Origin of the sequence: Brachybacterium sp. (assembly GCF_052095815.1) — a bacterium.
Lineage (GTDB): Bacteria > Actinomycetota > Actinomycetes > Actinomycetales > Dermabacteraceae > Brachybacterium.
Map to the genome: position 1 here is coordinate 1 of NZ_JBQDLF010000032.1, position 23,558 is coordinate 23,558.

General features: G+C 70.6%; 22 protein-coding genes and 1 pseudogene. 18 read left to right on the forward strand and 5 right to left on the reverse strand.

The genetic code is table 11. The features are described from left to right. The first annotated feature begins 599 nt into the window (after positions 1-599). Positions 600-1,811: an ATP-binding protein gene (locus ACTH43_RS12605; protein WP_441445248.1), complete on the forward strand. Its 1,212-nt coding sequence runs from the start codon at positions 600-602 to the stop codon at positions 1,809-1,811. Between the two features lie 44 nt (positions 1,812-1,855). Further along, positions 1,856-2,353 carry a DUF1648 domain-containing protein gene (locus tag ACTH43_RS12610; protein WP_441445249.1) on the forward strand — a complete coding sequence of 166 codons (498 nt, stop codon included), beginning with the start codon at positions 1,856-1,858 and terminating at the stop codon, positions 2,351-2,353. A gap of 10 nt (positions 2,354-2,363) precedes the next feature. On the opposite strand, the gene ACTH43_RS12615 is transcribed toward ACTH43_RS12610, so the two are convergent. Beyond that, positions 2,364-3,467 carry a MerR family transcriptional regulator gene (locus ACTH43_RS12615; protein ID WP_441445250.1) on the reverse strand — a complete coding sequence of 368 codons (1,104 nt, stop codon included), beginning with the start codon at positions 3,465-3,467 and terminating at the stop codon, positions 2,364-2,366. Between the two features lie 146 nt (positions 3,468-3,613). On the opposite strand from ACTH43_RS12615, the gene ACTH43_RS12620 reads away from it, so the two are divergent. The 4 genes from ACTH43_RS12620 to ACTH43_RS12635 all read left to right on the forward strand — a co-directional run bounded on the left by ACTH43_RS12620 (position 3,614) and on the right by ACTH43_RS12635 (position 7,004). Beyond that, positions 3,614-4,654 carry a GNAT family N-acetyltransferase gene (locus tag ACTH43_RS12620; protein WP_441445251.1) on the forward strand — a complete coding sequence of 347 codons (1,041 nt, stop codon included), beginning with the start codon at positions 3,614-3,616 and terminating at the stop codon, positions 4,652-4,654. A gap of 90 nt (positions 4,655-4,744) precedes the next feature. Beyond that, positions 4,745-5,962, forward strand: a complete 1,218-nt coding sequence (locus tag ACTH43_RS12625) for a YncE family protein (protein ID WP_441445252.1) — start codon at positions 4,745-4,747, stop codon at positions 5,960-5,962. A gap of 14 nt (positions 5,963-5,976) precedes the next feature. Beyond that, the gene (locus tag ACTH43_RS12630) at positions 5,977-6,444 is read left to right on the forward strand and encodes an SRPBCC family protein (protein ID WP_441445253.1); all 468 of its coding nucleotides are present in this window, start codon (positions 5,977-5,979) and stop codon (positions 6,442-6,444) included. A gap of 62 nt (positions 6,445-6,506) precedes the next feature. Then, on the forward strand, positions 6,507-7,004 hold the full coding sequence (locus ACTH43_RS12635) for a J-domain-containing protein (RefSeq protein WP_441445254.1): 498 nt from the start codon (positions 6,507-6,509) through the stop codon (positions 7,002-7,004). 58 nt (positions 7,005-7,062) lie between these two features. Here ACTH43_RS12635 and ACTH43_RS12640 read toward each other — a convergent pair whose 3' ends face one another. Further along, on the reverse strand, positions 7,063-7,956 hold the full coding sequence (locus tag ACTH43_RS12640; RefSeq protein ID WP_441445255.1) for a serine protein kinase RIO: 894 nt from the start codon (positions 7,954-7,956) through the stop codon (positions 7,063-7,065). Positions 7,957-8,269: 313 nt separating this feature from the next. On the opposite strand from ACTH43_RS12640, the gene ACTH43_RS12645 reads away from it, so the two are divergent. From ACTH43_RS12645 to ACTH43_RS12660, 4 genes are all read left to right on the forward strand, one after another. Beyond that, on the forward strand, positions 8,270-8,449 hold the full coding sequence (locus tag ACTH43_RS12645) for a hypothetical protein (protein WP_441445256.1): 180 nt from the start codon (positions 8,270-8,272) through the stop codon (positions 8,447-8,449). 88 nt (positions 8,450-8,537) lie between these two features. Next, positions 8,538-10,886, forward strand: a complete 2,349-nt coding sequence (locus tag ACTH43_RS12650; RefSeq protein WP_441445257.1) for a hypothetical protein — start codon at positions 8,538-8,540, stop codon at positions 10,884-10,886. Next, complete coding sequence (locus ACTH43_RS12655) at positions 10,883-11,245, forward strand: DoxX family protein (RefSeq protein WP_441445258.1); 363 nt, start codon at positions 10,883-10,885, stop codon at positions 11,243-11,245. Before ACTH43_RS12650 ends, ACTH43_RS12655 begins: the two co-directional genes overlap by 4 nt. 8 nt (positions 11,246-11,253) lie before the next feature. Beyond that, positions 11,254-12,489 carry an MFS transporter gene (locus tag ACTH43_RS12660; RefSeq protein WP_441445259.1) on the forward strand — a complete coding sequence of 412 codons (1,236 nt, stop codon included), beginning with the start codon at positions 11,254-11,256 and terminating at the stop codon, positions 12,487-12,489. 9 nt (positions 12,490-12,498) lie between these two features. On the opposite strand, the pseudogene ACTH43_RS12665 reads toward ACTH43_RS12660, so the two are convergent. Together ACTH43_RS12665 and ACTH43_RS12670 are read right to left on the reverse strand one after the other, a co-directional pair. Then, positions 12,499-12,798, reverse strand: a pseudogene (locus tag ACTH43_RS12665) (cysteine hydrolase); the annotation flags it as partial. A 74-nt stretch (positions 12,799-12,872) separates the two neighbouring features. Next, positions 12,873-14,390: an amidohydrolase gene (locus ACTH43_RS12670; protein WP_441445260.1), complete on the reverse strand. Its 1,518-nt coding sequence runs from the start codon at positions 14,388-14,390 to the stop codon at positions 12,873-12,875. A 97-nt stretch (positions 14,391-14,487) separates the two neighbouring features. On the opposite strand from ACTH43_RS12670, the gene ACTH43_RS12675 reads away from it, so the two are divergent. The 8 genes from ACTH43_RS12675 to ACTH43_RS12710 all read left to right on the forward strand — a co-directional run bounded on the left by ACTH43_RS12675 (position 14,488) and on the right by ACTH43_RS12710 (position 22,571). After that, positions 14,488-15,456: an ABC transporter ATP-binding protein gene (locus ACTH43_RS12675; protein ID WP_441445261.1), complete on the forward strand. Its 969-nt coding sequence runs from the start codon at positions 14,488-14,490 to the stop codon at positions 15,454-15,456. 56 nt (positions 15,457-15,512) lie between these two features. After that, positions 15,513-16,334, forward strand: coding sequence for an ABC transporter permease (locus ACTH43_RS12680; protein ID WP_441445262.1), 822 nt, complete (start codon positions 15,513-15,515; stop codon positions 16,332-16,334). 13 nt (positions 16,335-16,347) lie between these two features. Further along, positions 16,348-17,502 (forward strand): sensor histidine kinase, encoded by a 1,155-nt coding sequence (locus ACTH43_RS12685; RefSeq protein ID WP_441445263.1) that lies wholly within the window; start codon positions 16,348-16,350, stop codon positions 17,500-17,502. Next, positions 17,499-18,134 carry a response regulator gene (locus ACTH43_RS12690; RefSeq protein WP_441445264.1) on the forward strand — a complete coding sequence of 212 codons (636 nt, stop codon included), beginning with the start codon at positions 17,499-17,501 and terminating at the stop codon, positions 18,132-18,134. The genes ACTH43_RS12685 and ACTH43_RS12690 overlap by 4 nt, the downstream gene beginning before the upstream one ends. 33 nt (positions 18,135-18,167) lie before the next feature. Continuing rightward, a complete protein-coding gene (locus ACTH43_RS12695) occupies positions 18,168-19,106 on the forward strand; it encodes a Na+-dependent transporter (protein WP_441445265.1) in 939 nt (312 codons plus the stop codon). A 144-nt stretch (positions 19,107-19,250) separates the two neighbouring features. Further along, a complete protein-coding gene (locus tag ACTH43_RS12700) occupies positions 19,251-21,179 on the forward strand; it encodes an ABC transporter ATP-binding protein (protein ID WP_441445266.1) in 1,929 nt (642 codons plus the stop codon). Between the two features lie 34 nt (positions 21,180-21,213). Continuing rightward, the gene (locus ACTH43_RS12705) at positions 21,214-21,786 is read left to right on the forward strand and encodes a GrpB family protein (RefSeq protein WP_441445267.1); all 573 of its coding nucleotides are present in this window, start codon (positions 21,214-21,216) and stop codon (positions 21,784-21,786) included. Between the two features lie 74 nt (positions 21,787-21,860). Then, positions 21,861-22,571 (forward strand): class I SAM-dependent methyltransferase, encoded by a 711-nt coding sequence (locus ACTH43_RS12710; protein WP_441445293.1) that lies wholly within the window; start codon positions 21,861-21,863, stop codon positions 22,569-22,571. On the opposite strand, the gene ACTH43_RS12715 is transcribed toward ACTH43_RS12710, so the two are convergent. Continuing rightward, positions 22,537-23,496 carry an arsenic resistance protein gene (locus ACTH43_RS12715; protein WP_441445268.1) on the reverse strand — a complete coding sequence of 320 codons (960 nt, stop codon included), beginning with the start codon at positions 23,494-23,496 and terminating at the stop codon, positions 22,537-22,539. The two genes, ACTH43_RS12710 and ACTH43_RS12715, sit on opposite strands and share 35 nt — an antisense overlap. Positions 23,497-23,558: the final 62 nt, after the last annotated feature.

Genomic DNA, 23,558 nt, shown 5'->3' on the forward strand with positions numbered 1-23,558 from the left:
ATATTCCCCAATACTAATTCCCAAGCCCTGCCTACTGAAGGGTCAGAACGAAATGGGGATGAACCTGTGGATAACCCATATGTGTGGAGGAACGGTCGCGAGCGGTGGTGCGGCGGGCGGTCTCTCCCGTGGCTGACATGCTGGGTCGCAAGGGCTGCGCCCATCGACGATTCTGGCAGCGTGGCCTGCAGAAACTGTTCTCGGCGGTCGGGATTTCTCTGTGCTCACGGGCCCATATTGTGGGGGCGGAACGGCATAGAGCGGGCGGGACCGCGCACGGTAAGTGGGATTGCGCTGAGCTCAAAAAAGTTCCGGAACTTCTCGGAGAGAAATGGATTTGTCAAGACGGGCCGCGTAAATGTGGATAACTCGCGTTAGGGGGGAATGGTGCGGCCAGGCTCTATGTGAATCGCTCCGGTGACGCCGAGGGCGAGGGCGAGGCCGAGGGCGAGGGCGAGATCCGGGAGCACGCTGTCGCGCACCGCCAGCGACGAGCGCTCGCGACCCAATCCTCTGGGGATGACCCGACCCCTGTACATACAGCGACATACAGCGCACGATGGCTCCATGGCGACGCCCCACCCGATGAACCCCATCCGATGAACCGCTCCACGCCCCCGTCGATCCGTGCGACCTCCGCGAACCCCTTCACCCCCGGCTTCGGGCTCACCCCGATGATCCTCGCCGGGCGCGACCTCGCGATCGAGGAGTTCACCGCGGCGCTGGCCGGGAACGTGCCCGAGGCGAGGGCGATCCTCATCTCGGGTGCGCGCGGCTCGGGCAAGACCGTGCTGCTCACCGAGTTCCGGGAGCTGGCCCTCGACGCCGGATGGACGGATCTGCGGCTGCACACCTCCTCGACCTCCCTGGTCGAGGAGCTGCGGGGCCAGGCCATCGCGCACCTGAGGGAGATGGACCCTGACGCAGAGACCTCGCGGCTGACCTCCGCCGGGGCCTTCAACGTCAACGCCTCGCGCGACGTCATCCAGCGCTACGAGGGGGAGGGGGAGGTGCTCTCCACGGTGCTCGACCGACTGGCCCAGCTCACCGATGAGGATGGCGGAGGGCTGCTGATCACCCTCGATGAGCTGCAGTCGGTCGAGCGTGATCAGCTGCATGCCCTCACCCAGCACGTGCAGGACCTCATCGGGTCCGGCCATGCCGTCGCCTTCATCGCTGCCGGGGTGAGGCCGGGGGTCGATGCGCTGCTGGACCATGAGCGCACCACCTTCCTGCGCCGCGCCCACCGGATCGAGGTGGGCAGCGTGGATGTGGGCACCGCGGCGGAGGCGATTCGCATGACCGTCGCCGACACCGCGAAGACGATCACCCCCGAGGCTGCAGTGCTGGCCGGCGAGATCTCGCGGGGGTACCCCTACCTGATCCAGCTCGTCGGCTCGAAGGCCTGGCAGAACAGCGGCGAGGCGGACACGATCGAGATCGAGGACGTGCGCGGCGGGCGCGACGCCGTGGTCGCGGCGATGATCAAGAACGTCCACGGCCCGGCGCTGCGCGGGCTGAGCCCCCGCAAGCGCGAGTACCTCCACGCGATGCTCGCGGACGAGGGGCCCTCCGCCGTCGGCGACATCGCGGCACGGATGGGCATCGACCCGCGCAACCAGTCCACCTACCGCGAGCGCCTCATCGAGGAGGAGCTGATCCGCCCCGCCGGGCGCGGCTTCGTCGAGTTCTCCCTGCCCTACCTCGGCGATGCGCTGCGGCATGAGGCGCGGGAGGGGGTGGGGGCGGATGTCGAACCAGATCGCGGGGTCCGACGCTCTCACCGTGCGCGGCGCAGCCCTCGACGATAGGCGGAGGCGGGCGCCGGGACGGCGTCGGTAGCGTGAAGGGCACCATGAGCACGATCATCAGTAAGTCCCAGCGCCCCGTCCGTACCTACACCACCGGCCCCATCACCAGGGCGCTGCGGTGGTTCGCGGTGCTGTCGACGGTCGGCATCACGGCCTGGCTGCTCGTGCGCTACCCCTCCCTCCCGGACACGGTGGCGACCCATTTCGACGCCCGCGGCGAGGCCGACGACTGGGGGCCGAAGTGGTCGATCCTCGTGCTCGCCGGCGTGATGCTGCTGCTGTCGCTGGGCTTCGCCGCGCTGTCGACGCGGCCGCGGGCCTTCAACTATCCGCTCGAGATCACCACGCGCAACGCCCAGGCCATCTACCGCGAAGGGGAGCGGATGATGGTCTGGACGCTGCTCGCGATGGTGGTGGTCTACCTGGGGATCGCCTGGTCGGTGCTGGAGACCGGTGGGGCGCCGCTGATCGCCGCGGGGCTTGCGGTGATGGTCGCGGCGGTTGTCGTCGGGGTGATCCGCCTGGTCCGCGCCGGGCGCTGAATCGGCGCCGTCAGAGCCGTGCGAGCGCGAGGGCGATGTTGTCCGGGGCGCCGGCGGTGAGGGCGAGGTCGACCAGCCGGGCGGAGAGCGCGTCGACGTCGTCGCGGCTGTTCTCCAGCGCCTCCACCAGCGTCTCCGCCAGGGCCGACGGGTCGACGACGGCGTGCAGTCCGTCGGTCGCGACCAGCACCAGATCGCCCGGGGCGAGGCGGCGTACCAGCAGATCTGGCGCGGTGGGAGCGCCCGCGGCCAGCGCCCGGTTCAGCACTGCGCGATCCGGATGCGCGGCGACCTCCTCGGGGGAGAGCCTGCCCGCCTCGACCAGCGAGCGCAGACGGGTGTGATCCTGCGTGACCACGTCGACCTGCTCGCCGCGCACCAGCACCACCCGGGTGTCGCCGAGATGCGCGATGTGGAGCTTCTCGCCGTCGATCAGCGCCGCGGTCAGGGTCGAGCCGGCGTCGCCGTCGGCCGGCACCAGGGCTTCGGCGGCGGCCCAGGCGGTCTCGAGGGCAGCCAGCGGCGCGGCCGACGGATCGGCCTCGAGGGCCGACGAGAGCGCCGCCGCGAACGCGGCGAGGATCTGTGAGGCGAGGCCATCTGCGCTGCCGAGACCATCAGTGCTGCCGAAGCCATCGGCGACGGCGAGTAGGGTGCGGCCGCCCGGCAGCTCACGGACCAGCACGGCGTCCTGCTGAGCGCCTCGGACGAGGCCCTGATGGAGCGCCGAGGCGGTGCGAGGGGTGAGGGTGGAAGTGGTCATGATGTCCTCCGTCGGACGTTCCCCGAGGTCACGGGCGAGTGAGCGGACGGACGCGGCACGGGAGAGGGCGTCGGCCTCCTCCTGCCGCCACCAGGAGCGCAGCTCCGCGGCAGCGGCATCGCTGTCCAGATCGCACAGCACGCCGATGCGCGCGAGCCCCATCCCGAGGCCGCGCAGCGCGGCGATCAGCCGCGCCCGCTCGACCTGGTCACCGCCGTAGGAGCGGTAGCCGGTGAAGGGGTCGACGCGTCGGGGCACGAGCAGTCCCGATTCGGCGTAGAGGCGCAGCGCCTTGGGGCTCAGCCCGCTCGCGGCGGCCAGCTCCCCGATGCTCAGCAGCGTCTCGTCCATGCCATCCTCCGTCATCTCTCGCCCGGTCCCCGGGCTCCGGGTCTCTCCCGGTGAGCACCACGTTCCGGATTGTCCCAGGGGGAGAGTCAAGCGCTGCCGAGAATATTCCGTCGACCAGCACGGATCTGGTGTGGTCTGCTTTCCGCATGCATGTGATGATCCGACCCCTGGACCCCACCTCCGATCTCGAGCTCGACCAGTACCTCGCGCTCGGGAGGGCGCTGGACGAGCACACCTACGGCGGCAGTCAGGCCCTCACCCGGGAGCAGCTGCGGGCGCAGTTCAGCGAGTCGCCGTACTGGATGGTGCGGCGCTGGGTGGCGATCGCCGAGGTGATCGAGGGCGGCGAGCTGCTCGTCGGCCGAGCGAACACCTTCATGCCGCTGCAGGAGAACCTCGAGACCATCTCCGTCGGGGTCTCGGTGCATCCCGCCTTCCGCGGTCAGGGGATCGCGACTGCGCTGGTCGAGGAGGTGCTGCTGCCTGCGATCCGCGAGTCCGGCCGCACCCTGGTCGAGGGCTATGGCGAGGTCCCATCCGAGGGCGACCCCGACAGCCCCGAGGAGCCCGTGAACCGGCTCGCCCGCCGGCTCGGGATCACCCGCAAGAACCTCGCCGTCTGCCGGGCGCTGGCACTGCCGCTCGAGGCCTCCCTGCTGGAGATGCTGCAGGCCGAGGCTGCGGAGAAGATCGGCCAGTACCGGGTCGAGGTGTGGGACGGGGAGATCCCCGAGGAGCACCTCGAGACCTACGGCCTGCTGCTGCGCCAGCTCGAGCTCGATGAACCCGACGAGGACGTCGAGCACGAGGCACCCGAGTACACCCCGGAGCGGATCCGCGAGAGCGAGCGCCGCATGCGCGAGGCGGGGACGCTACGGATCACCGCAGTGGCCATCGCACCCGACGGCAGCTTCGCCGGGAACTCCGAGGTCCACGTGCACACCGCTGCGGACAGCACCCTCGGCTGGCAGGAGAACACCCTGGTGATGCCCGAGCACCGCGGGCACCGGCTGGGCCTCGCGCTCAAGGTCGCCACCCACCGTCAGCTGGGCGAGCGCGCGCCGCAGCTGCGGAGCCTGGTCACCTGGAACTCGCACGTGAATCCCTGGATGATCCAGATCAACGAGAAGCTCGGCTACCGCGCCCTCTATCGGGAGCTGGTGCTGCAGGGGCGTCCCGCGCTCTGAGTCTGAGCCCCGAACCTCCGACACGCCGCGCCGCCTCCCGCTCGGCGGCGGCTGTCGGGCTAGGTTCGGCCGCATGGGAGCGGACGATCGATGAGCGTGCAGGCGAAGCACCGCAGGAGGCCCCGGCGCGAGCGACCGCATCACCAGTTCACGATCGCCATCGCGATCCTGTCGTTGGTGATGGCCGGGGGCATGGTCGCAGGGCTGGTGACCAGCGTCGCGGGGCCCGACGGCGGGACATCGGCCGCAGGCTCCGAGCTGCCGCCCGGCGAACCCTCGAACACCACCCGCCTGACCCACCTGGACAGGATCACCGGGGACATCACCCCGAAGTCCGTGGTCGCGAGCCCGGCCGGCACCGTCATCGCGAACAACATGATGTACAGCCACTCCTCGACGCTCTACGACGCCGAATCCCTCGAGCTCACGAACACCGTGGCCGACACCGTGGATCTCGCCGAGTTCGGGTATCCGGACCGCGCCGGGACGACGGAGGGAGCGCCCGTGGAGGCGGTGTTCTCTCTCGACGGGAAGTACGCCTACGTCTCCCAGTACCGCCTGCGCGGCCCCGGCGAAGGAGCCGCTGCCACCGACGACTGCGCAGGTGGTGAAGAGATCGGGCGCTCCGCAGTGTTCCGCCTCGACATCGCCGCCGGTGAGTGGGACCAGGTGATCGAGGTGGGACGGGTCCCGAAGTTCATCTCCCTCTCCGCCGACGGCAGCACCGCGCTGGTCTCGAACTGGTGCGATGAGACCGTCTCCGTGCTCGACCTCGAGGCGGGGGAGGAGGTCCGGGAGATCCCGGTGGACGCCGCTCCGCGCGGCAGCGTGATCCTGCCGGACAACCGCACCGCCTATGTCACCGCGATGTACGCCGATGAGCTGTACAAGGTCGACCTCGAGACCGGGCAGAGCGAGCTGGTGCTCGAGACCGGGCGCAAGCCCCGCCATCTGGTGCTCTCGCCCGACGCGACGCGCATGTACCTCACCGTCTCCGGCAGCGATGAGCTGCTCGAGCTCGACGCCGCCACCGGCGAGGTGCTGCGCACCGCGCCGACCGGCCGCGAGCCGCGCACTATGGCGATCTCCCCGGACGGCCTCGCGCTGTACGTCGTGAACTACTACGCGAACACCGTCTCCAAGTTCGACACCGCGACCCTGGAGGAGATCCAGAGCGTCGAGGTGGGCAAGAACCCCATCGGCATCACCTACGAGCCCACCCAGCGCCGGGTCTGGGTCGCGAACTACGCCGGTTCGATCGACGTCTTCGACGACACCACCTCCTCTGGCGGCACGCTCGAGCCATGAGGCACGATGGAGCCATGAGCCAGGACCTCGAAGGCATCGTCACCGCGACCCGTGAGATCGACGCACCGGCCAGCGCGATCTTCGCGCTGATCGCCGATCCCTCGCAGCAGCCCCGCTGGGACGGCAACGACAACCTCGCCGAGGCCGCGCCCGGCCAGCGGGTCCATGCCGTGGGCGAGCTCTTCGTGATGACCAATAAGAACGGCGGGGTGCGCGACAACCACATCGTCGCCTTCGCCGAGGGGCGCGAGATCGCCTGGCGCCCGGCACCGCACGGCGAGCAGCCGGCCGGCCACCAGTGGGGCTGGGAGCTCGAGCCGCTCGAGGACGGTCGCACGCGCGTCACCCACACCTACGACTTCACCGCGCTGCCCCCCGAGCAGGAGAAGCGCCTGGCCAAGGCTCGCCTGATGACTGCGGAGAGACTGATGGCCTCGATCGACCGCCTCGTCCGGCTCGCCGAGGAGGGCGGGCAGTCCTGAGCTCGGCACCGGAGGGGCCCGTCGACCCTGAGCCCGTCGACCCGAGGACCCTCGGGCCGGTGATGGCGCCCGACGTCGCGCGCGTCGAATCTGCGATCGAGCAGGCCGCGCGGCGCGGGGACTTCGACAACCTCCCCGGCGCCGGGAAGCCGCTGAACCTGCCGGCCACCCACGATCCGGACTGGTGGATCAACCAGCGCCTGGCCAGCGGCGAGATCGACAGCCAGGCCCTGCTGCCGGTGGTGGTGCTGCTGCGCAAGGAGTTCGAGCAGCGCGCGGAGACACTCGCCGCGCTGACGGACGAGCGCGCGGCCCGCGCCTACGCCGAGGATTTCACCGAGCGGGTCCACCGCGACCGGCGTGAGAACCCCTTCCAGCGGATGCTCGCCCCGGCCTGGGATCCGGACGACGCGGCGCAGCGGTGGCGGGAGCTGCGGGCGGCAGCGCCGACATCGGTGGCGGAGCCGACAGCTCCGCAGGAGTCGGTGGCCGAGCCCCGCCGGCGGCGCTGGTGGCAGCCCCGCCGGCGGCGCTGGTGGCAGCCGCGCCGACGGGGCTGATCGAGACGTAGGAACTGTGCTGTTCCGGGCTCGGTGGCGCACGTTTCCTACGGCTCGGTCAGCGCAGTGCCTGCCCGGCGGCGGCGCACCACTCCTCGGGATCGCTCAGCGCCGTCGGCGCCCCGTTCGCCCGCAGCCAGGTGCACACATTGACGCAGTCACGGCGCAGGAACTCTGTGCCATTCGGGTTCGCGATCAGGTCGATCACCTGCGGGACGTCGATGATCACCGGATCGGGCTCGTTCTGCCGAGAGTCGACGAGGATGTTGTACGGGGAGAGGTCGCCGTGGACCAGGCCCAGGAGGGCGAGATCCAGGACCGCGCCCCGCAGCAGGTGGGCCCAGCGCTCGATCGTGCGTGGATCAGGCGTGGTCTCCTGCAGGCGCGGGGCGGCGACCGTGCCGTGCTCGTCGTCGGTGCCGATGAACTCCATGCACACCTCGGTGCCGACGAGCTGGATCGGGTAGGGCACCGGCAGCCCGGCCTCCCACAGCCGGCAGAGCATGTCGAACTCGGTGCGGGCCCACTGCGCGGCGGCGACCTGCTTGCCGAAGGCGGTGCCCTTGGCCATCGCCCGGGCCTCGCGGGTGTCCTTGGTGCGACGGCCGTCGGTGTAGGCGCTGCCGCGGTGGAAGGTCGAGTGGTCGGAGGAGCGGTACCGCTTGGCGACCATCAGCACTGCCTCGCCGGGAGCACCGCTCAGGAGCTCCTCGGGCAGGGCGCGTTCGAGGAGGAAGGCGTCGGCCTCCTTGCCGGTCTTGAGGATTCCGAGCTCGGTGTCGATCGCCCCGTCGTGCTGGACGACCCAGTCGGGGAAGGGCTGCGGGCCACGGTCGATGGTGCGGGCGGTCTCGGGCCAGGTGGACCAGCGCTGATCCTCGTCGAGCTCGGCGATGGTGGCGGTGAACATGGCGTGGGCGAAGAAGGCGTCCTGGTCGAAGGACGTGGCCATAGGGGTCTCCTGAGGGAGGACCTGCGAGTTGCTCAGCAGGTCGTGGCGGAAGGGAGGACTGCAGGGGTCAGCACGGTGACAACCATCAGCTCCTCCTTCCCTCAGGGCTCCACGCGGAACCGGGGACAGCGTATGACGGGACGTCGGCGGAGTGCGAGCGAATATTCGGCAAGCGAGGAAAAGGCGTGGTGACCAGTGGATTGGGGAAAACTCTCGTCGCCCGGAGAGAGGGCAGGGTGCCGAGGAGGAACCGCCTCCGCGCGCGACGGTCACGCTGGCGCCGCTGACCATCTCCGAGGCCCTGCTGCCCACGGTGCCCGTAAGAGCCGGGACCTGGACCGCGACGCTCCTGCCTGACGGCGAGGGCCGCTTCCCCGGGGTCCATCTCGCCGAGGACGGCGAGGACGTGGTGGTGCTCGCCATCGAGCAGGACGTGCCCCGGGGATACCGAATCGTCGGGGCCAGGTCAGAAGTGCTCAGGGCCGGGGAGTGAATCGAGGGGCAGCCGTCGGCCGTCACAGTCATGATGCGATTCACCAGAAGCTGTCCCGATCGCCGGACGAATGTGGTCAGATTTCAGGATGACCGCCTCGCGCTCCACGCTCCGCACCGTCCCGCCCCGCACCGTCCCGCTCCGCCCCGCTCGCCGCTCCGTGCTGCTCTCCGGCGCTCTCCTGGTGCCGCTCGGACTGGCAGGATGCGACCCGGAGCGGGACGGTCCTCCCGAGGAGCTGTCCGCGCCCACCCTGAACTTCGAGCCGATGACGAGCGACGAGAAGCTCCTGCCCGAGCAGCCCATGCTCGAGGACTCCTGGAACATCTCGCCGACGGACGAACACCCTCTGGCGGTGCTCGTGAGCCGGACTCTCGCCCAGGAGCGGGATCTCTTCGTGATCACGCGCGAGCAGCCGAGAGGCATCGCGGTCCCGATCGATCCGGCGACGACGGGGCTCGCCGTCGACCGCCACGCGGCCACGGTCGGAGTCCTCGCCTCGACCGTCGTGGACGCCGAGCATCGGCAGCAGCTGTGGAGCTCCGCGGACCTCGCCGACTGGACAGCGGTCGAGGTCACCGGCATCGACCGGGAGATCGCGGCCTTCGGCGGCGGGATCGTGGCCTCCGCCGTCAACGGGCGCACCGTCGCCGTCTGGGAGCTGCCCGCCGACGGCACGGCTGCCGCTCTCACCGCACTGGAGGTGCCCGAGGGTGTTGAGTGGGAGGTGCTGGACGTCGCACGGAACAACGCGGCGATCGTGCTGCTGGTGACCGCGAGGGACGCCGCCGGCACGGAGGCGCCCGCGATCCTGGCCTCTCAGGACTCCGGCGCCACCTGGGCAGAGCCTCAGGTGCTTCCCGACGACGGGAAGGACGCCGTCGCCATGTCGGTCTCTCCCCTCGGCGAGGGCTTCGTGGTGATCGGGAGCCACGAGCCGGCATCGGATGACGGCGCGTATATGAGACCGACGGCCTGGGTGAGCCCCGACGGCACCTCCTTCACGCAGGAGGAGATCCCATTACCGGCGTTCGGCCTGGACGGATGGACGAGGAGCGGCGAGAAGATCCCCGTGGACGATCCCATCGACTGGGGGTCATTCGGTGCGTCCCCGGCGGTGGTCGACGCGAAGACCGGGACTGTCCATTTCGCGGCCATCCTCGAAGACGACTGCCGCTGCGCGACCCGGTCCGCTGAGGGGACGTGGACGGTCTCAGACATGGGCGACTTCGTCGGGCACACCCTCACCCACGGCGCGGCGACCCCCGACAGCCAGATCCTGCTGGGTGAGACGAGCACCTACGCCCGTGAGGGCGGTGGCGGATCCCTCGCACTGGGGCTGCCCTTCACAATCGGTCGGAATTACATCCGACTGATACACGATGTGCACAACGGTATCGATGCCGTGATCCAGGGCTACCGGAGCTTCGTCGACAAGTCGAGCACACATAGCTCGACCTCCGTCGCCAGCAACCTCGGAGTGAGCATCCGCGATGGCGGATTCGTCCTCGCCGAGGACTTCCCCCAGCAGGTGGAGGAATGGGACTGGGGCCGGGTCCATCGGCTGCCGGACGGGGTGGAGATCCTGTCCGGCCGGGAAGAGGACGAGGACGGCAACGGACAACTCCTCTCCCTGGCCCGGGGCGACGGCGAGTGGGTCGACACCGAAGGGCTCGAGATCCCCGGGCTCTACATGCTGGGAAGCACCTCCATCGTCGGCGAGACCAGCTACTTGTCCGGTGCTGGCACCATCGCGGACCAGGACGGATCAGCCCTGGGCGGGATCAAGGTCCTCTCCTCCTCGGACGGGCTCACCTGGGAACAGGTCGGATCGGGCCCCGACTCGCCTTCGGAGGATCCCGCCTTCGGCGGAGGTGGATACATCACGACCGTCACCTCTGTCGACGGAGTCCTCATCGGCCTGGGGACGGCAGTGGCCGAGCACGGTCTGAATCGTGCCGCGACATTCGTCCTCACGGTCGGTGTCTGGACGCCGCGGGTGATCGAAGACATCCCGCCGGGCCTCAACTTCGGCTTCCCCTACCTGGTCGGGGACGCCGTGCATGTGTTAGCGGCAGGCTATGACAGGGTGTATCACGGTGTCCTCGCTGCGGACGGGAGCTGCACACGGACCTACCTGTCCTCGGACCAGGAACAGCGCGATATGCTCACCGACCTCGGCGGCGGGGCGCTGCTCGCCTCCGGGTGGAGCCGGACCGCCTCGGCCTTCGGGGCGTGCGTGTGGGCGAGCCGAGACGGCGGCGAGACGTGGGCGGCGACGGTGCTCCCCGAGCATGAGGGCCGGTTCCCCCGCGTCGACCTCGCCCGAGACGGGGAGGACGTCGTGGTCATCGCGGAGCATGACGATGCTCCAGTGGGCTTCAAGATCATCGGTGCGCAGAAGGCCGTCCTGCCGGACACAGGATCTGAAGGGTGACCCACGCGAGGAAGACCGCCGGATGCCTGGCGACGCTGCTCGGCGGAGCGGGGATCCTGCACCTGGCCCGGCCCGAGCCTTTCGACAGCATCGTCCCACCGGCGCTGCCCGGCCCGGCGCGGACCTACACCTACGCCTCCGGGGTGGCGGAGCTCGGCATCGCCGGGCTGCTCGCCGTGCCGCGCACCCGACGGCTGGGCGGGATCGCCGCAGCGGCGCTGTTCGTCGCGGTGTTCCCCGCGAACCTGCAGATGGCCTACGACTGGCGCCACGCCCGGCCCCGGAAGCGCGCGATCGCGTGGGGGCGCCTGCCGCTGCAGGCGGTGCTCATCGCGCAGGCGCGGCACGTGGCGCGATGACGGCACCTGTGCCCGCAGCCATCCTCGATGATCTCGAGCGCTGCCGGGTCCAGCGGCGCACTCTCGCGATCCTCATCGCGGGACAGATCGTCTCCGGCCTCGGCGTCGGTGCGGCGTTCAGCATGGGCGCGCTGCTGGTCGCCGCGGTGACCGGCAGCGAGGCCTGGTCCGGGATGGCCGCGACCATGAACACCCTCGGTGCCGCGGTCTTCGCGATCCCGCTCGCGATGCTCGCACGCCGTCGCGGCCGACGGGTTTCGCTGACCACGGGCGCCCTGTTCGCCGCGCTCGGCGCCCTCGCAGTCACCGTCGCCGCGGCGCTCGACAGCCCGGCCCTGCTGCTGCCCAGCATGGCCGTGATGGGCATCGGCTCCGCCCTGAACTTCCAGTCGCGCTTCGCCGCGACCGACCTCGCGACCGAGGCGACCCGCGGCCGGGACCTGTCCCTCGTGGTCTGGTCCACGACCCTCGGCGCGGTGATCGGCCCGAACCTCGCCGAGCCCAGCGACGCCCTCGGCATCGCCCTCGGGCTGCCTGCGCTCAGCGGAGGGTTCGTCATCGCCGCTGCAGCTCAGCTGGCGGGTGCGCTGCTGTATGCGATCGCGCTGCGGCCGGATCCGCTGCTGCTGGCGCTCGGCCCGCACCGAGTGGTGCCCGCCGGGCCGGAGCGTCGGGCGGCGCGCGGTCTCGCGATTCTGCGCGCCAACCCGACCGCCCGCAGCGCCGTGCTCGCCGTCGCCCTCGGTCACGCCGTGATGGTGGCACTGATGGGGATGACGCCGATCCACCTCATGGGCCACGGCGGGTCCCTGTCGATCGTCGGCATCACGATCAGCCTCCACGTCGCGGGGATGTTCGGGCTCTCGCCCGTGTTCGGGATCCTCACCGACAAGATCGGCGGGCGTGCCGTGATCCTCGGCGGTCAGGCCATGCTCGCCGCCGCGATGCTCATCGCGGCGGTCGGCGCGGAGAGCAACGCGCTGGTCGCGGTCGCGCTCACACTGCTGGGCCTCGGCTGGTCCGCGTCGAACGTGGCCGGGTCGACCCTGGTCAGCGGCGCCGTCCCCACTGCGCAGCGCCCGGCCGTGCAGGGCACCTCGGACCTGCTGATGAACCTTGCCGGGGCGACCGGCGGCGCGCTCGCCGGGCTGATCCTCGCCGGGATCGGATTCTCGGGCCTGGCACTGGTCCTGCTGGTGCCGGTGGTGATCGTGACCGCGGACCAGCTGCGGAGGCGCCGCTGAGCGAAGGGCTCAGGCGCCGGCGGCCTGCTGGGCGCCCATGACGGCGGAGGTGCCCAGGTCGCTCTTGGGCAGCGGCTGCTGAGCGGAGAGCGCCTCGGTCCAGGCCTCGGTGGTCACGACCGCGGCCAGGTTCGAGTTCAGCACCGCCATGATCGTGCGGTGCACCGTCTCGGCGGAGGCGAAGCCCGCGTCGTTGGCGATATTGATCGCGCTGGTGGCGTCGGACAGCACCTCGGTGGTGAACCCGAGGCCCTCGCCCTCCACGGCGGAGGCGAGGATGCAGTTGTTGGTCATGTAGCCGACCAGGGTGACAGTGTCGACCTACTGCTGGCCGCCGCGATGCTGATCGGGCAGTGATCGCGCGGAGGTGACCTCCCGGCGGTTCAGAGTTGGGACTCGAGCCGCCCTGCCACGATCGTCGCGAGCACCGTGGTCTCCTGCAACAGCTCGGAGGCCTCTCGAGCGGCGGCGTCGACCATCAGCCCGTCGGCGCCGAGTGGGACGTCGGCGAAGGGTGAGTGCTCGAGCAGCACGATGTCTCCTGGGCCGCCCACCTGCAGGGACGTGATCTCGTCGGTGGAGGCGGCGAGGGCCTCGCGGGGCTGCAGCTGCTGGCCGGGATGCCAGCCCGGGCGCTCGTCTGCGCTGCGGTGCACGGCGGCGGCCATCGCGAGCCAGGGATCCAGCGGTGCGACGGGCGCATCGGAGCCGAGGGCGAGCGGCACTCCGGCGTCCAGCAGGTCCCGCAGCCGGAAGGCCTGGGTGCCGTGCCCGGGCCAGATCGCCTCGGTCGCGTCCCGGTCGTCCAGCAGATGCGCGGGCTGGACGGAGGCGATTACGCCTAGCGCGGCCATCGCGTCGATGTCGTCATCGGTGAGCATCTGCGCATGTTCGATCCGGGCGCGCTCGACGCCGACGCTCCTGATCGCATCGAGCGCGACCTGCGCGGCGGCGTCCCCGATCGCATGGACCGCGGCGGCTAGACCCTGCGACGTCGCCCTGGTCAGCACCTCGCGGAGCGCCTCGGGGCCGACGCTGAGGACACCGCGCCCCGCATAGCCGTGGCCGTCGGTGTAGGCGTCACGGGTGTAGGCCGAATGCGAGCCGAGGGCACCATCCACGATCACCTTGAGCGGCCCCATCGTCACCAGGCCCAGTTCATCGAGCACCGTGCCCGTCGGGCCGGGTGCCGCAGCGAGCTCCTCGGGGTAGACGGCAGTGCGGATCCGCATCCGGGCTGCGCGGTGCAGCCATTCCTCCCACGGCCGGCCCCACTCCATGTCCGTCATGCCCACCACGCCGCGCTGCAGGGCTTGACGCTGCAGCATCGCCGCGCCCGTGGCCACCGACTCGGCGACCCCTGGCAGCTCGGGCAGGCGCGGGGCGATCACGAACCACTCCTCCTCCGCGACGATCCCGTCCCGCGGCGGCATCCCCAGGGCACGCAGCGCGGCGGAGTTCAGCCAGGCATGGTGCGCATCCCCGCCGATCAGCACGGTCGGCACCGCGCCGGTGGCCTCATCGAGCGCCGGCACCGTCGGCTGCACCGCGAAGTCCACCAGGCGGTGCCCGAAGCCGATCAGCGCCTGCGCGGGATCGAGGGCGGAGTCACGACGTGCGGCGAGCTCGGCCCGCACCAGTTCGAGGATCACGCCCACGCTGCCCGCCCCGGAGGTGTCCAGGCGGGCATGGGCCTGGGCGAGCTGGCCGGAATGGACATGCTGGTCCCACAGGCCGGGGATCGCGAGGGCGCCGGCGGCCTCGTGGATCTCCTCGCCGGGAGCAGCTCGGAGGTCGGTGGCGAGCTCGATGATCACCCCGTCGCGAAGCCGCAGGTCCACCGGGCGGGCCGGCGCCTCTCCCGTGGCGGCGTTGAAGGGCCGCACCTGTCTGATCAGCACCGATCCAGACTAGCCGCACGAGGTCATGACGACTGTCATGGCCCGGTCATGACCGCGGGGACTGGGGCGGGGGCCGCCGCTGCGGAAGCCTGGAGCCATGACCACGACCACCGCCTCCGCCACGGCTGCCGAACCCGCCTCCACCACCCCCGCCGCTGCCGCCACCGCTGCGATCAGCCTGCGCGGGCTCACCAAGCACTACGGGAGCGTCCGCGCTCTCGACGGCCTCGACCTCGAGATCCAACCCGGGGAGATCGTCGCCCTGCTGGGCCCCAACGGCGCCGGCAAGTCCACGGCGATGGAGATGATGGTCGGCCTCGCCACGCCCGACGCCGGCACCGTGGGCGTGCTCGGCACCGAACCCGCGACCGCCACCCGCACCGGACTGATCGGCACCATGCTCCAGGCCGGCGCGCTGCTGCCCGACCAGTCCGTCCGCTCGATGCTGCGGATGCTCCACTCCCTGCAGGCCCACCCGATGCCCATGGCCGAGGTGATCGCCCAGGCCGACATCCAAGACCTGGTGAAGCGCAAGATGGGGGCGCTTTCCGGCGGGCAGGCTCAGCGGGTCCGCTTCGCGATCGCCCTGCTCGGCGACCCGCAGGTGCTGCTGCTGGACGAACCGACCGTCGGGATGGACGTCGGCGCTCGCCGCGCCTTCTGGGACCAGATGCGGGACGTCGCCGCGACCGGTCGCACCGTCGTCTTCGCCACCCACCACCTCGACGAGGCCGAGCGCGAGGCTCGCCGCGTGATCGTCATGGACCGCGGCCGGGTGGTCGCCGACGGCACCGGCGCCGAGATCAGCGCCGTCGTCGCAGGCCGGGTGATCACCCTGCGCGGTGCGGAGCCCGCACAGATCGCCGCACTGCCCGGCGTCGAGAGCGCCACGGCCGACGAGACGGATCCCCGCCGCGTGCGTGCCGTCTGCTCCGACTCCGACGCCGTGCTCAGGGCGCTGTTCACCTCGCCCCTCGCCGCCGATGTCCACGAGGTCCTGGTCTCCGCACCCGGGCTCGAGGAAGCCTTCCTGCGCATCACCGACCACGAGGGAGACCAGCGATGAGCCACGCCGCCGCCACGTCGGCCGCCCGAACCATCACCGATCAACGGAGCTCCGTCATGACCTCGCCGACCATCGCCACCACGCTCACCTCCACCGCCGCCGCCGGGATGCCAGCGCCGCGCACCGCCGCCGCCCCGTCGGCCGCGACCCGCACCGTGCGCTACGCGCTGCACACCACGCGAATGACCGTCACCAACGTCATGTTCATGGTGTTCACGATCGCGATGCCGGTGGGGATGTACCTGCTGTTCGGGATGATGTTCGGCGATGAGGCCGAAGGGACCGCCCGCGGGATGATCATGGTCAACATGGCCGCCTACGGCGGGCTCGGCGCTGCCGTCACCGCCGGCACCCAGATCCAGGAGGACCAGCGCAACGGCTTCCTGCGTCAGCTGATCGTCGCGGGGCTGTCCCCGCGCTCCTTCCTGGCCGGCTCGGTGATGGCTGCCAGCGCCGTGATCCTCCCCGCGCTGTTCGCGGTGGGCGTGGTCGGGATCGCGACCGGCGTCGAGGTGGCGCCCGGAAGTTTCCTCACCACCCTGGTGGTGCTGTGGCTGGGACTGCTGCCCACCATCCTCATCGGCCTTGTGCTGGGCATGGTCCTCAAGGGCGGCGCGGCGATGGCGGGAGGCGTGGTCACCATGATGGCGATGGCGATCTTCGGCGGGCTGTGGATGCCGCTGGAGACGTTCCCGAGCTGGATGCAGCAGATCGGGCACGCCATGCCCACCTACTGGATCTCGCGACTCGGGCAGTGGTCGATGTACGGCGGGGAGCTGCCGGCGACCGGCCTGCTTGTGATCGGCGCCTGGACCCTGGTGCTCGGCGTGCTGTGCGCGTTCAGCTTGCGCCGCGCCGTGGGGCTGAAGCGTCGCTGACACAATGGCCGCCATGGGAACTCTCGAGGCGACGACGTGGGGCACCGGCGTGCGCGGCAGCCAGGAGCAGGATCCGGCGTCCCGTCTCCTCACCCCGCGTGCGCTCCACCGGGCCGCGCTCGAATCCGGCGGGCTCACCTACTCCCTCGCCCCCGTCCTGTTCATCGCGATCCCGGTCGCCTTCGCCTGGATCCAGAACCCGGGCCCCGGAGCCGCCGTCGTCACCGGGCTGCTGCTGGTCTACGCCGTGGTCTTCGTGTACTGCTGCGGCATCAGCCTGTACCCGCTGCGGGTGCGGCTGGCCTGGTTCGCCCTGTGTACCGGGCTGCTGCTCGTGCTCATCCCGTTCCTCGGCCTGAACGTGCTGTTCATGGTGATGTTCCAGGCCATGACGCATGTGCTTCTGCTGCCGTGGAAGTGGGCGGTGCCGACGATGGTGGCGATGAGCCTCGCCGTCATGGTGCTCGCGATCGTCACCGGGGTGTACGTGGCCGCCGGCCTCGCCCTGACGGGCATGCTGATGTCCTGGGGCATCGGCTACGGCATCCGCCAGGAGCTCCTGCAAGGGCAGCTCGAGGCCGCCCAGCACCGCAACGCCGTGCTCGCCGTCGCTGCAGAGCGCGAACGCATCGGCCGTGACCTGCACGACCTCGTCGGTCACTCTCTGACCTCCCTCACCATCTCCGCGCAGCTCGCCCGCAGGCTCCTGGACTCCGATCCCGAGGCGGCCCGCGAGCAGCTCGTCCACATCGAAACCACGGTGCGCCAGGCCCTCGCCGATGTCCGCGCCACCGCCTCCGGCATGCAGCACGTCCGCGCCGCAACCGAGATCGCGTCGGCCCGCACCGTGCTGTCCACGGTCGGCATCCAGGCCGAGGTCCCCACCGCCCTGCCCCCGCTGCACGACGACCTCGCCGAACTGTTCGGCTACGTGATCCGCGAAGGGGTCACCAACATCGTGCGCCACTCCCGCGCCACCCGAGCCGAGATCAGCGTCAGCGAGGACTCCGTGAGCATCGAGGATGACGGCGTCGGCATCCCCCAGGGAGCGGACCGCTCCGGGCTGCGCGGCCTCGAGGCACGGATCGCGCTCGCCGGCGGGCGCCTCGAGGTCCGCTCCTCCGAGACCGGGACCCGCCTCACCACGACCATGGGAGCGGCGGCATGATCCGCCTGGTGGTCGCCGACGATCAGGCGATCCTGCGCTCGGGCCTGGTCGCGCTGCTGCGCCTGGAGAGCGACCTCGAGGTGGTGGGGGAGGCGGCCGACGGGGCGGGCGCCCTCGCGGCGGTGGCCGAGCACCGCCCCGATGTGCTGCTGCTGGACGTGCAGATGCCCGCCGGCGTCACGGCCGAGGGCGAGGAGGGTCCCGCGGATGGGATCGAGGTCGCCGAGGCTCTGCGGGGGCGCGACGGCGCACCGCGGATCATCGTGCTGACCACCTTCGGCCGGGCCGGCTACCTGCGCCGCACCATGGAGGCCGGGGCACACGGCTTCATGGTCAAGGACACCCCCGTCGAGCAGCTCGTCGACGCGGTGCGCCGCGTGGACCAGGGGCTGCGGGTGGTGGACCCCGAGCTCGCCGCGCAATCCCTCGCCGTCGGCGCGAGCCCGTTGACCGCCAAGGAGACCGAGGTGCTGCAGGCTGTCGCCGCCGGCGGCACCACCGCGTCGATCGCGCGGAGCCTCTTCCTCTCCGAGGGCACCGTGCGCAACCACCTCTCCGCCGTGATCGGGAAGCTCGGGATCACCAACCGGGCCGAAGCCGTGAGGACCGCCTCGGACAACGGCTGGATCTGACCCCTGTCCAGTCAGCCCGCGTAGCCTTTCGGGGTGCACACGATCGAATCCCCGTTCGGCCTGCTGATCCAGATCAGCGTGCCGATCTTCGCGATCGCCTCGATGCTGTCGATGGGCCTGCGCACCCCGCTGCGCGCCTTCCGCAAGCAGCTGCGGGACCGCCGCACCGTCTTTGCGGTGCTCGGCGCGAACTTCGTGGTGGTCCCCGCCGTGGGCACGCTGCTGATCTGGCTGCTGAAGGACCTGCTTCCGCACCAGACCGGGGAGGGCTTCATCATCGCTCTGTGCGCCGCCGGAGCCCCCTTCGTGCTGCAGCTCGGCGCGATGGCCCGCATCCCCTATGGCGAGACCGCTGGCCCGATGGCGGTGCTGCTGCTCGGCTCGATCCTGTTCATGCCGCTGGTGGTGCCCTTCCTGCTCCAGGACGTGACCGTGCAGGGCTGGGCGGTGGCGCAGCTGCTGCTGGGCACCATGCTCTCCCCGATGATCGCGGGCATTGTCATCGCGGCCGTCTGGCCGGGGTGGGCCGACCGGTTCGCCCGCACCGCCGGCAGCGTCGCCGCGATCTCCGCGGTGCTGATGTTCCTCTCCGGTTTCGGAGCCAACAGCCACCTGGTGCTGGATCTGCTGCTCTCACCGGTGCTGCTGGTCGCGGCAGGCCTGGTGGCGCTCGCCTTCCTCACCGGCCGCATCGCCGGAGACCTCGCCGGGGACACCCTGACCGTCCATGACGGACCCGCGATCCTCACCTCCCAGCGCAATATCGCCGCCGCCCTGCTGGTGGCCCGCACCGGCGCCGAAGGGTCCGACGGCGACGGCTCGATCGTGGTCGCGATCCTGCTGCTCAGCGCCGTCGGCTTCGTGATGCTGGTGCCCTACGCGCTGGCAAGCGGCGTGCTGCGACGACGGCGAGCGGGGGAGAGGACCTCCCTCGGCGTGCTGCTGGGCGTGGTGGGCCCGAAATCGGACTGAGCCTGAGCGGTCACGTACTCCTCGGTATCCCCTCTGAGCTGTCGCCTAGGAGAGGTCGCAGCGACAGCTCAGAGGGGATACCCGCGAGGAAGGGGAGAGCAGAAGCACGTGGTCAGTGCTCGGGACCCCGCCTAGGCTGACCGGGTGACATCCCTGCTGCGCATCGTCCGCTTCACCCGTGCTCTCGCCCCGCTGTACATCGCGATCATCGCCTGCTCCGTGCTCACCGCGGTCGCGGGCCTCGCGGTCCCCTTCCTGATCGGTCACGCGACCGACACCGTCGCGGGCGCCGTGGGCGGGCAGGGCGCGACCGGCACCGCCGTGCGCACCGTCATCCTCATCGCCGTGGCGGTGCTGGTGGCCGAGCTGGCCGTCACCGTGATCTCGAACGTCGGCGGCTGGTTCGGCGACGTGATGAGCAACCGGATGCGCACGATCCTCTCGGTGCGCTACTACGACAAGCTGCTCCACCTGCCGCAGCGCTGGTTCGACGGCGAGATCACCGGCACGATCGTGGCGAGGCTGAACCGTTCGATCACCGAGATCACGAACTTCACGAAGATGATGTCGAACTCCTTCGCGTCGATGCTGATCACCACCGCCGCGGTGCTCGCGATCAGCGCCTACTACGCCTGGCCGCTCACGGTGCTGCTGCTGATCGTGTTCCCCGTCTACGTGTGGCTGACCTCGCTGACCTCGGTGAAGTGGCAGCGCCTGGAGGGGGAGAAGAACGAGCAGATCGACATCGCCTCGGGCCGCTTCGCCGAGGTGGTCGGGCAGATCCGGGTGGTGAAGTCCTTCGTGCGCGAGCGCGGGGAGCTCGCGGACTTCTCCCGCCGCTTCCGCTCCACCGACGCCACCACGCGTGCGCAGTCCACGCACTGGCACCGGATGGACGTGATCCGTCGGGCGTTCCTGAACCTCATCTTCTTCGGCATCTACGTGATCATCTTCGTGCGCACCGTCCAGGGGCAGTTCACCCTCGGCGAGATGGTGCTGCTGATCCAGCTGATGGCCATGGCCAAGGCCCCGGTGGAGTCGATGAGCTGGGTGATCGACTCCGCCCAGCGCGCGATCGCCGGCTCCAAGGACTACTTCCGCGTGATGGAGACCCCCGTGGATCCCCGCACCGCCGCGGTGATGGCGGCGCGGCCGACGGATGCTGCGGATGCGGGCCACGCGAGCGGCACCGCCGCGGCCGACGAGCGGGCCGACGAGCGCGCCGGCGACAGTGCGCTGTCGACCGTGCAGGCCGCGGCACCGGCGGCTGTGCTCACCGTGTCGCCGGCGATCGAGCCCGTGCCCGGTGCGCCCGTGGTCGCGTTCCGTGATGTGTCCTTCGCCTATGAGGACGGCGAGGACGTGCTGCACGAGATCGACTTCGCGGTCGAGCGCGGCGAGAAGATCGCCCTGGTGGGGGAGTCCGGCGGCGGCAAGTCCACCATCGTGAACCTGCTGCTGGGTCTCTACGAGCCGCGCCGGGGCAGCATCGAGGTGGTGGGCCACCCGAGCGCGGACCTGCCGCTGGACCAGCTGCGCTCCCGTATCGGGGTGGTCTTCCAGGACGCCTCCCTGTTCTCCGGCAGCATCCGCGACAACATCTCCTACGGGCGGCCCGAGGCGAGCGAGGAGGAGGTCGTCGACGCGGCCCGTCGCGCGAACGCCGACACCTTCATCCGCCGCTTCCCGGCCGGCTACGAGCAGGTGATCGGGGAGCGCGGGCTCAAGCTCTCCGGCGGGCAGCGCCAGCGGATCGCGGTGGCCCGCGCGATGCTCAAGGACGCCCCCGTGCTCGTGCTCGACGAGGCCACCTCCGCCCTGGACACCAAGGCCGAGATCCAGGTGCAGAAGGGGCTCGAGGAGCTGATGACCGGGCGCACCTCGATGATCATCGCCCACCGCCTCTCCACAATCGCCGGGGTGGATCGGATCATCACCCTGAGCGACGGGCGCATCGATGAGATCGGCTCCCCGGCCGAGCTCGCCGTGAGCGGCGGCATCTATGCCCAGCTGCTGGACCTGCAGAGCTCGGGGAACACGAAGAAGCTCGCGACGTTCGACATCACCGGCTGAGGCGGTTGTCGCTGACCGGTGAGAGGATCGCTTCATGACCTCCCACCCTGCCCCTGTCCGTCCGGACGTTACGGAGACCCAGCTCATCGGAGGCGTGGAGAAGCGCACCATCGAGATCGTCGACTATGACGAGCGCTGGCCCGACTGGTATCTCGCCCACGAGCAGCGGATCCGCGACGCGCTCGCCGGCGCCGGTATCCAGATCGAGCACATCGGGTCGACCTCCGTCCCCGGCCTCGCCGCGAAGCCGATCCTCGACGTCCTGGTCGTGGTCGAGCACATCACCGCCGAGGAGGACCATGCCGAGCCGCTCGTGCGGGCCGGCTACGAACTGCGGGTTCGTGAGCCGGGGCATCGTCTGGTGCGCACTCCGGAACGTGACGTCCATGTCCATCTGCTCGAGCGGGGTGACCCGGGCATCGAGGCGTACCTCCTGCTGCGCGATCGGCTGCGGACCGACGCCGCGGACCGTGCGCTCTACGCGGAGACCAAGCGCGAGCTCGCCTCGCGGGATTGGGAGGAAATGAACGACTACGCGGACGCCAAGACCGATGTGATCGCCGCGATTCTGAGCCGTGCACGCCAGCGCCGTGGGGTCGCTGAGTGAGCACCTGGAACGGCGTGGCGGAGGCATATCGACGGTCCTTCGCGACTCTGTGTGCCGGGACCGATGACGCTCTTGTGGAGGCGACAGGACCGGCGCACGTCCATCTCGACGTCGGGTGCGGGACAGGTAGCCTCGCGCTCGCTGCTGCGCGTCAGGGCCGACGGGCCATCGCGGTCGATCCAGACCCGGACATGGTCGCCGTGACCCGCAGGGCAGTGAGCACCTCGGGACTCGACGTCGATGTCTTCGGCGCGGGAGCACCGTCACTTCCGCTGGACGACAGCTCGGTTGATGCCGTCACCGCGAATTTCGTCATCAACCATGTGTCCGATCCTCGCGCGAGCGTCCGTGACCTTGCCCGGGTGGCCGCACCGTCGGCCCGGGTAGCGATGACGATCTGGCCCGCATCTCCGGGGCCGCATCTCGCCGCTTATGCGAGCGCAGCTGAGGGAGCCGACGCAGTCCCAGTTCCGAGCTCTCGGCTGGCTCCTGAGCGGGACTTCGAGCGCAGCCCTGCGGGGCTCGCCGAGCTGGCAGAGGACGCGGGGCTGCGCACCGAGCACGCGGGGGAGGTGCACTGGACCTGGCGGGTCACAGCCGACGATCTGTTCGCCGGCATCGCCGGTGGCATCGCAGGGCCCGGCCGAATCCATCAGGCGCAGACGGAGGCGGTGCGGGAGAAGATCGAGGAACGGGTACGAGGGCTGTGGGCGCACTATTCCGCCGATGGCGGCGTCCTCACCTTCCCGGTCACCGCAGTGCTGGTGGTTGCGGTCCGTCCCTGAGCAGCCGAGGCAGGATCCGCACCAGCACCACCATGCCGAGCAGCTCGACAAGGGTCTGGGTGACGACGGCGGCCGGGACGAGCGGGGACGGCATCGCGAGAGCTAGCGGCAGCACGACGAGGGAGTTGCGGGTCGCCGCAGAGAAGGTCAGGGCGCGGGATTCACCGACCCCGAGCTTCGCGAGCCGGGAGACGAGGATCCCGGCGGCCGTCGCCAGGACCAGGAATCCGGCGTAGATCGGCACCAGGGCCAGCAGCGCCGTGCCCGCGCCGAGCACGCGCGGAGTCTGGGACGCCACCACCGTGACCAGCACCAGCACCATCAGCGGCACCATCGCGGGGGAGAGGTCCCACCGCGGGGCGAAGCGTTGGATCAGGGCGGCCACCAGCAGGGGGAGCAGCACCAGCAGCACCAGCGCGCGCAGGAACGGGACCGGGTCGATGAGCCCCGCCGCCCCGCCGCCGCTCAGCAGCGGCACCAGCACCGGCAGGGCCAGCATCTGGGCGAGCATGAGCAGCGGCGTCGCCGCGAGCAGCCGTTGGTGAGCGCCGCCCGCGAGCGCGGTGAACACGATGACGTAGTCGATGCAGGGGGCCAGCAGCACCAGCAGGGCGCCGATCAGCAGTTCAGGGGAGTCGGCGAGCGGCCGGGTGAGAGCCCAGACGATCAGGGGGACTGCCAGGAGGTTGACTGCCAAGAGGGCCAGCAGGAAACGGCGATCCGCCAGCGCCGCCCCGATCCCGCGCAGCGTCACCCCGAGAAAGGTCACCAGCAGCAGGGCGGCGATCGCCGGTTCCACCGCGAGCTCGAGGGCCGGTGCCGCCCCGGGCAGGAGCGCCCCGAGCACCGCGCCCGCCCCGATCGCCAGCAGGTAGATCGCGACCTGATGACGCTCGGCCCACCGCCGGCTCTGCTCACGCTCCATACCCAGCGACGGTAGCCCGCGGATCCAGCGAGCATTCGGGTGCTTCGCGATAGCATGGCTCC

Coding starts and splice junctions, on each gene's coding strand:
- ACTH43_RS12605 (WP_441445248.1), top strand. CDS start 600: ATGAACCGCTCCACGCCCCCGTCGATCCGTGCGACCTCCGCGAACCCC.
- ACTH43_RS12610 (WP_441445249.1), top strand. CDS start 1,856: ATGAGCACGATCATCAGTAAGTCCCAGCGCCCCGTCCGTACCTACACC.
- ACTH43_RS12615 (WP_441445250.1), bottom strand. CDS start 3,467: ATGGACGAGACGCTGCTGAGCATCGGGGAGCTGGCCGCCGCGAGCGGG.
- ACTH43_RS12620 (WP_441445251.1), top strand. CDS start 3,614: ATGCATGTGATGATCCGACCCCTGGACCCCACCTCCGATCTCGAGCTC.
- ACTH43_RS12625 (WP_441445252.1), top strand. CDS start 4,745: ATGAGCGTGCAGGCGAAGCACCGCAGGAGGCCCCGGCGCGAGCGACCG.
- ACTH43_RS12630 (WP_441445253.1), top strand. CDS start 5,977: ATGAGCCAGGACCTCGAAGGCATCGTCACCGCGACCCGTGAGATCGAC.
- ACTH43_RS12635 (WP_441445254.1), top strand. CDS start 6,507: ATGGCGCCCGACGTCGCGCGCGTCGAATCTGCGATCGAGCAGGCCGCG.
- ACTH43_RS12640 (WP_441445255.1), bottom strand. CDS start 7,956: ATGGCCACGTCCTTCGACCAGGACGCCTTCTTCGCCCACGCCATGTTC.
- ACTH43_RS12650 (WP_441445257.1), top strand. CDS start 8,538: ATGACCGCCTCGCGCTCCACGCTCCGCACCGTCCCGCCCCGCACCGTC.
- ACTH43_RS12675 (WP_441445261.1), top strand. CDS start 14,488: ATGACCACGACCACCGCCTCCGCCACGGCTGCCGAACCCGCCTCCACC.
- ACTH43_RS12680 (WP_441445262.1), top strand. CDS start 15,513: ATGACCTCGCCGACCATCGCCACCACGCTCACCTCCACCGCCGCCGCC.
- ACTH43_RS12685 (WP_441445263.1), top strand. CDS start 16,348: ATGGGAACTCTCGAGGCGACGACGTGGGGCACCGGCGTGCGCGGCAGC.
- ACTH43_RS12690 (WP_441445264.1), top strand. CDS start 17,499: ATGATCCGCCTGGTGGTCGCCGACGATCAGGCGATCCTGCGCTCGGGC.
- ACTH43_RS12705 (WP_441445267.1), top strand. CDS start 21,214: ATGACCTCCCACCCTGCCCCTGTCCGTCCGGACGTTACGGAGACCCAG.
- ACTH43_RS12715 (WP_441445268.1), bottom strand. CDS start 23,496: ATGGAGCGTGAGCAGAGCCGGCGGTGGGCCGAGCGTCATCAGGTCGCG.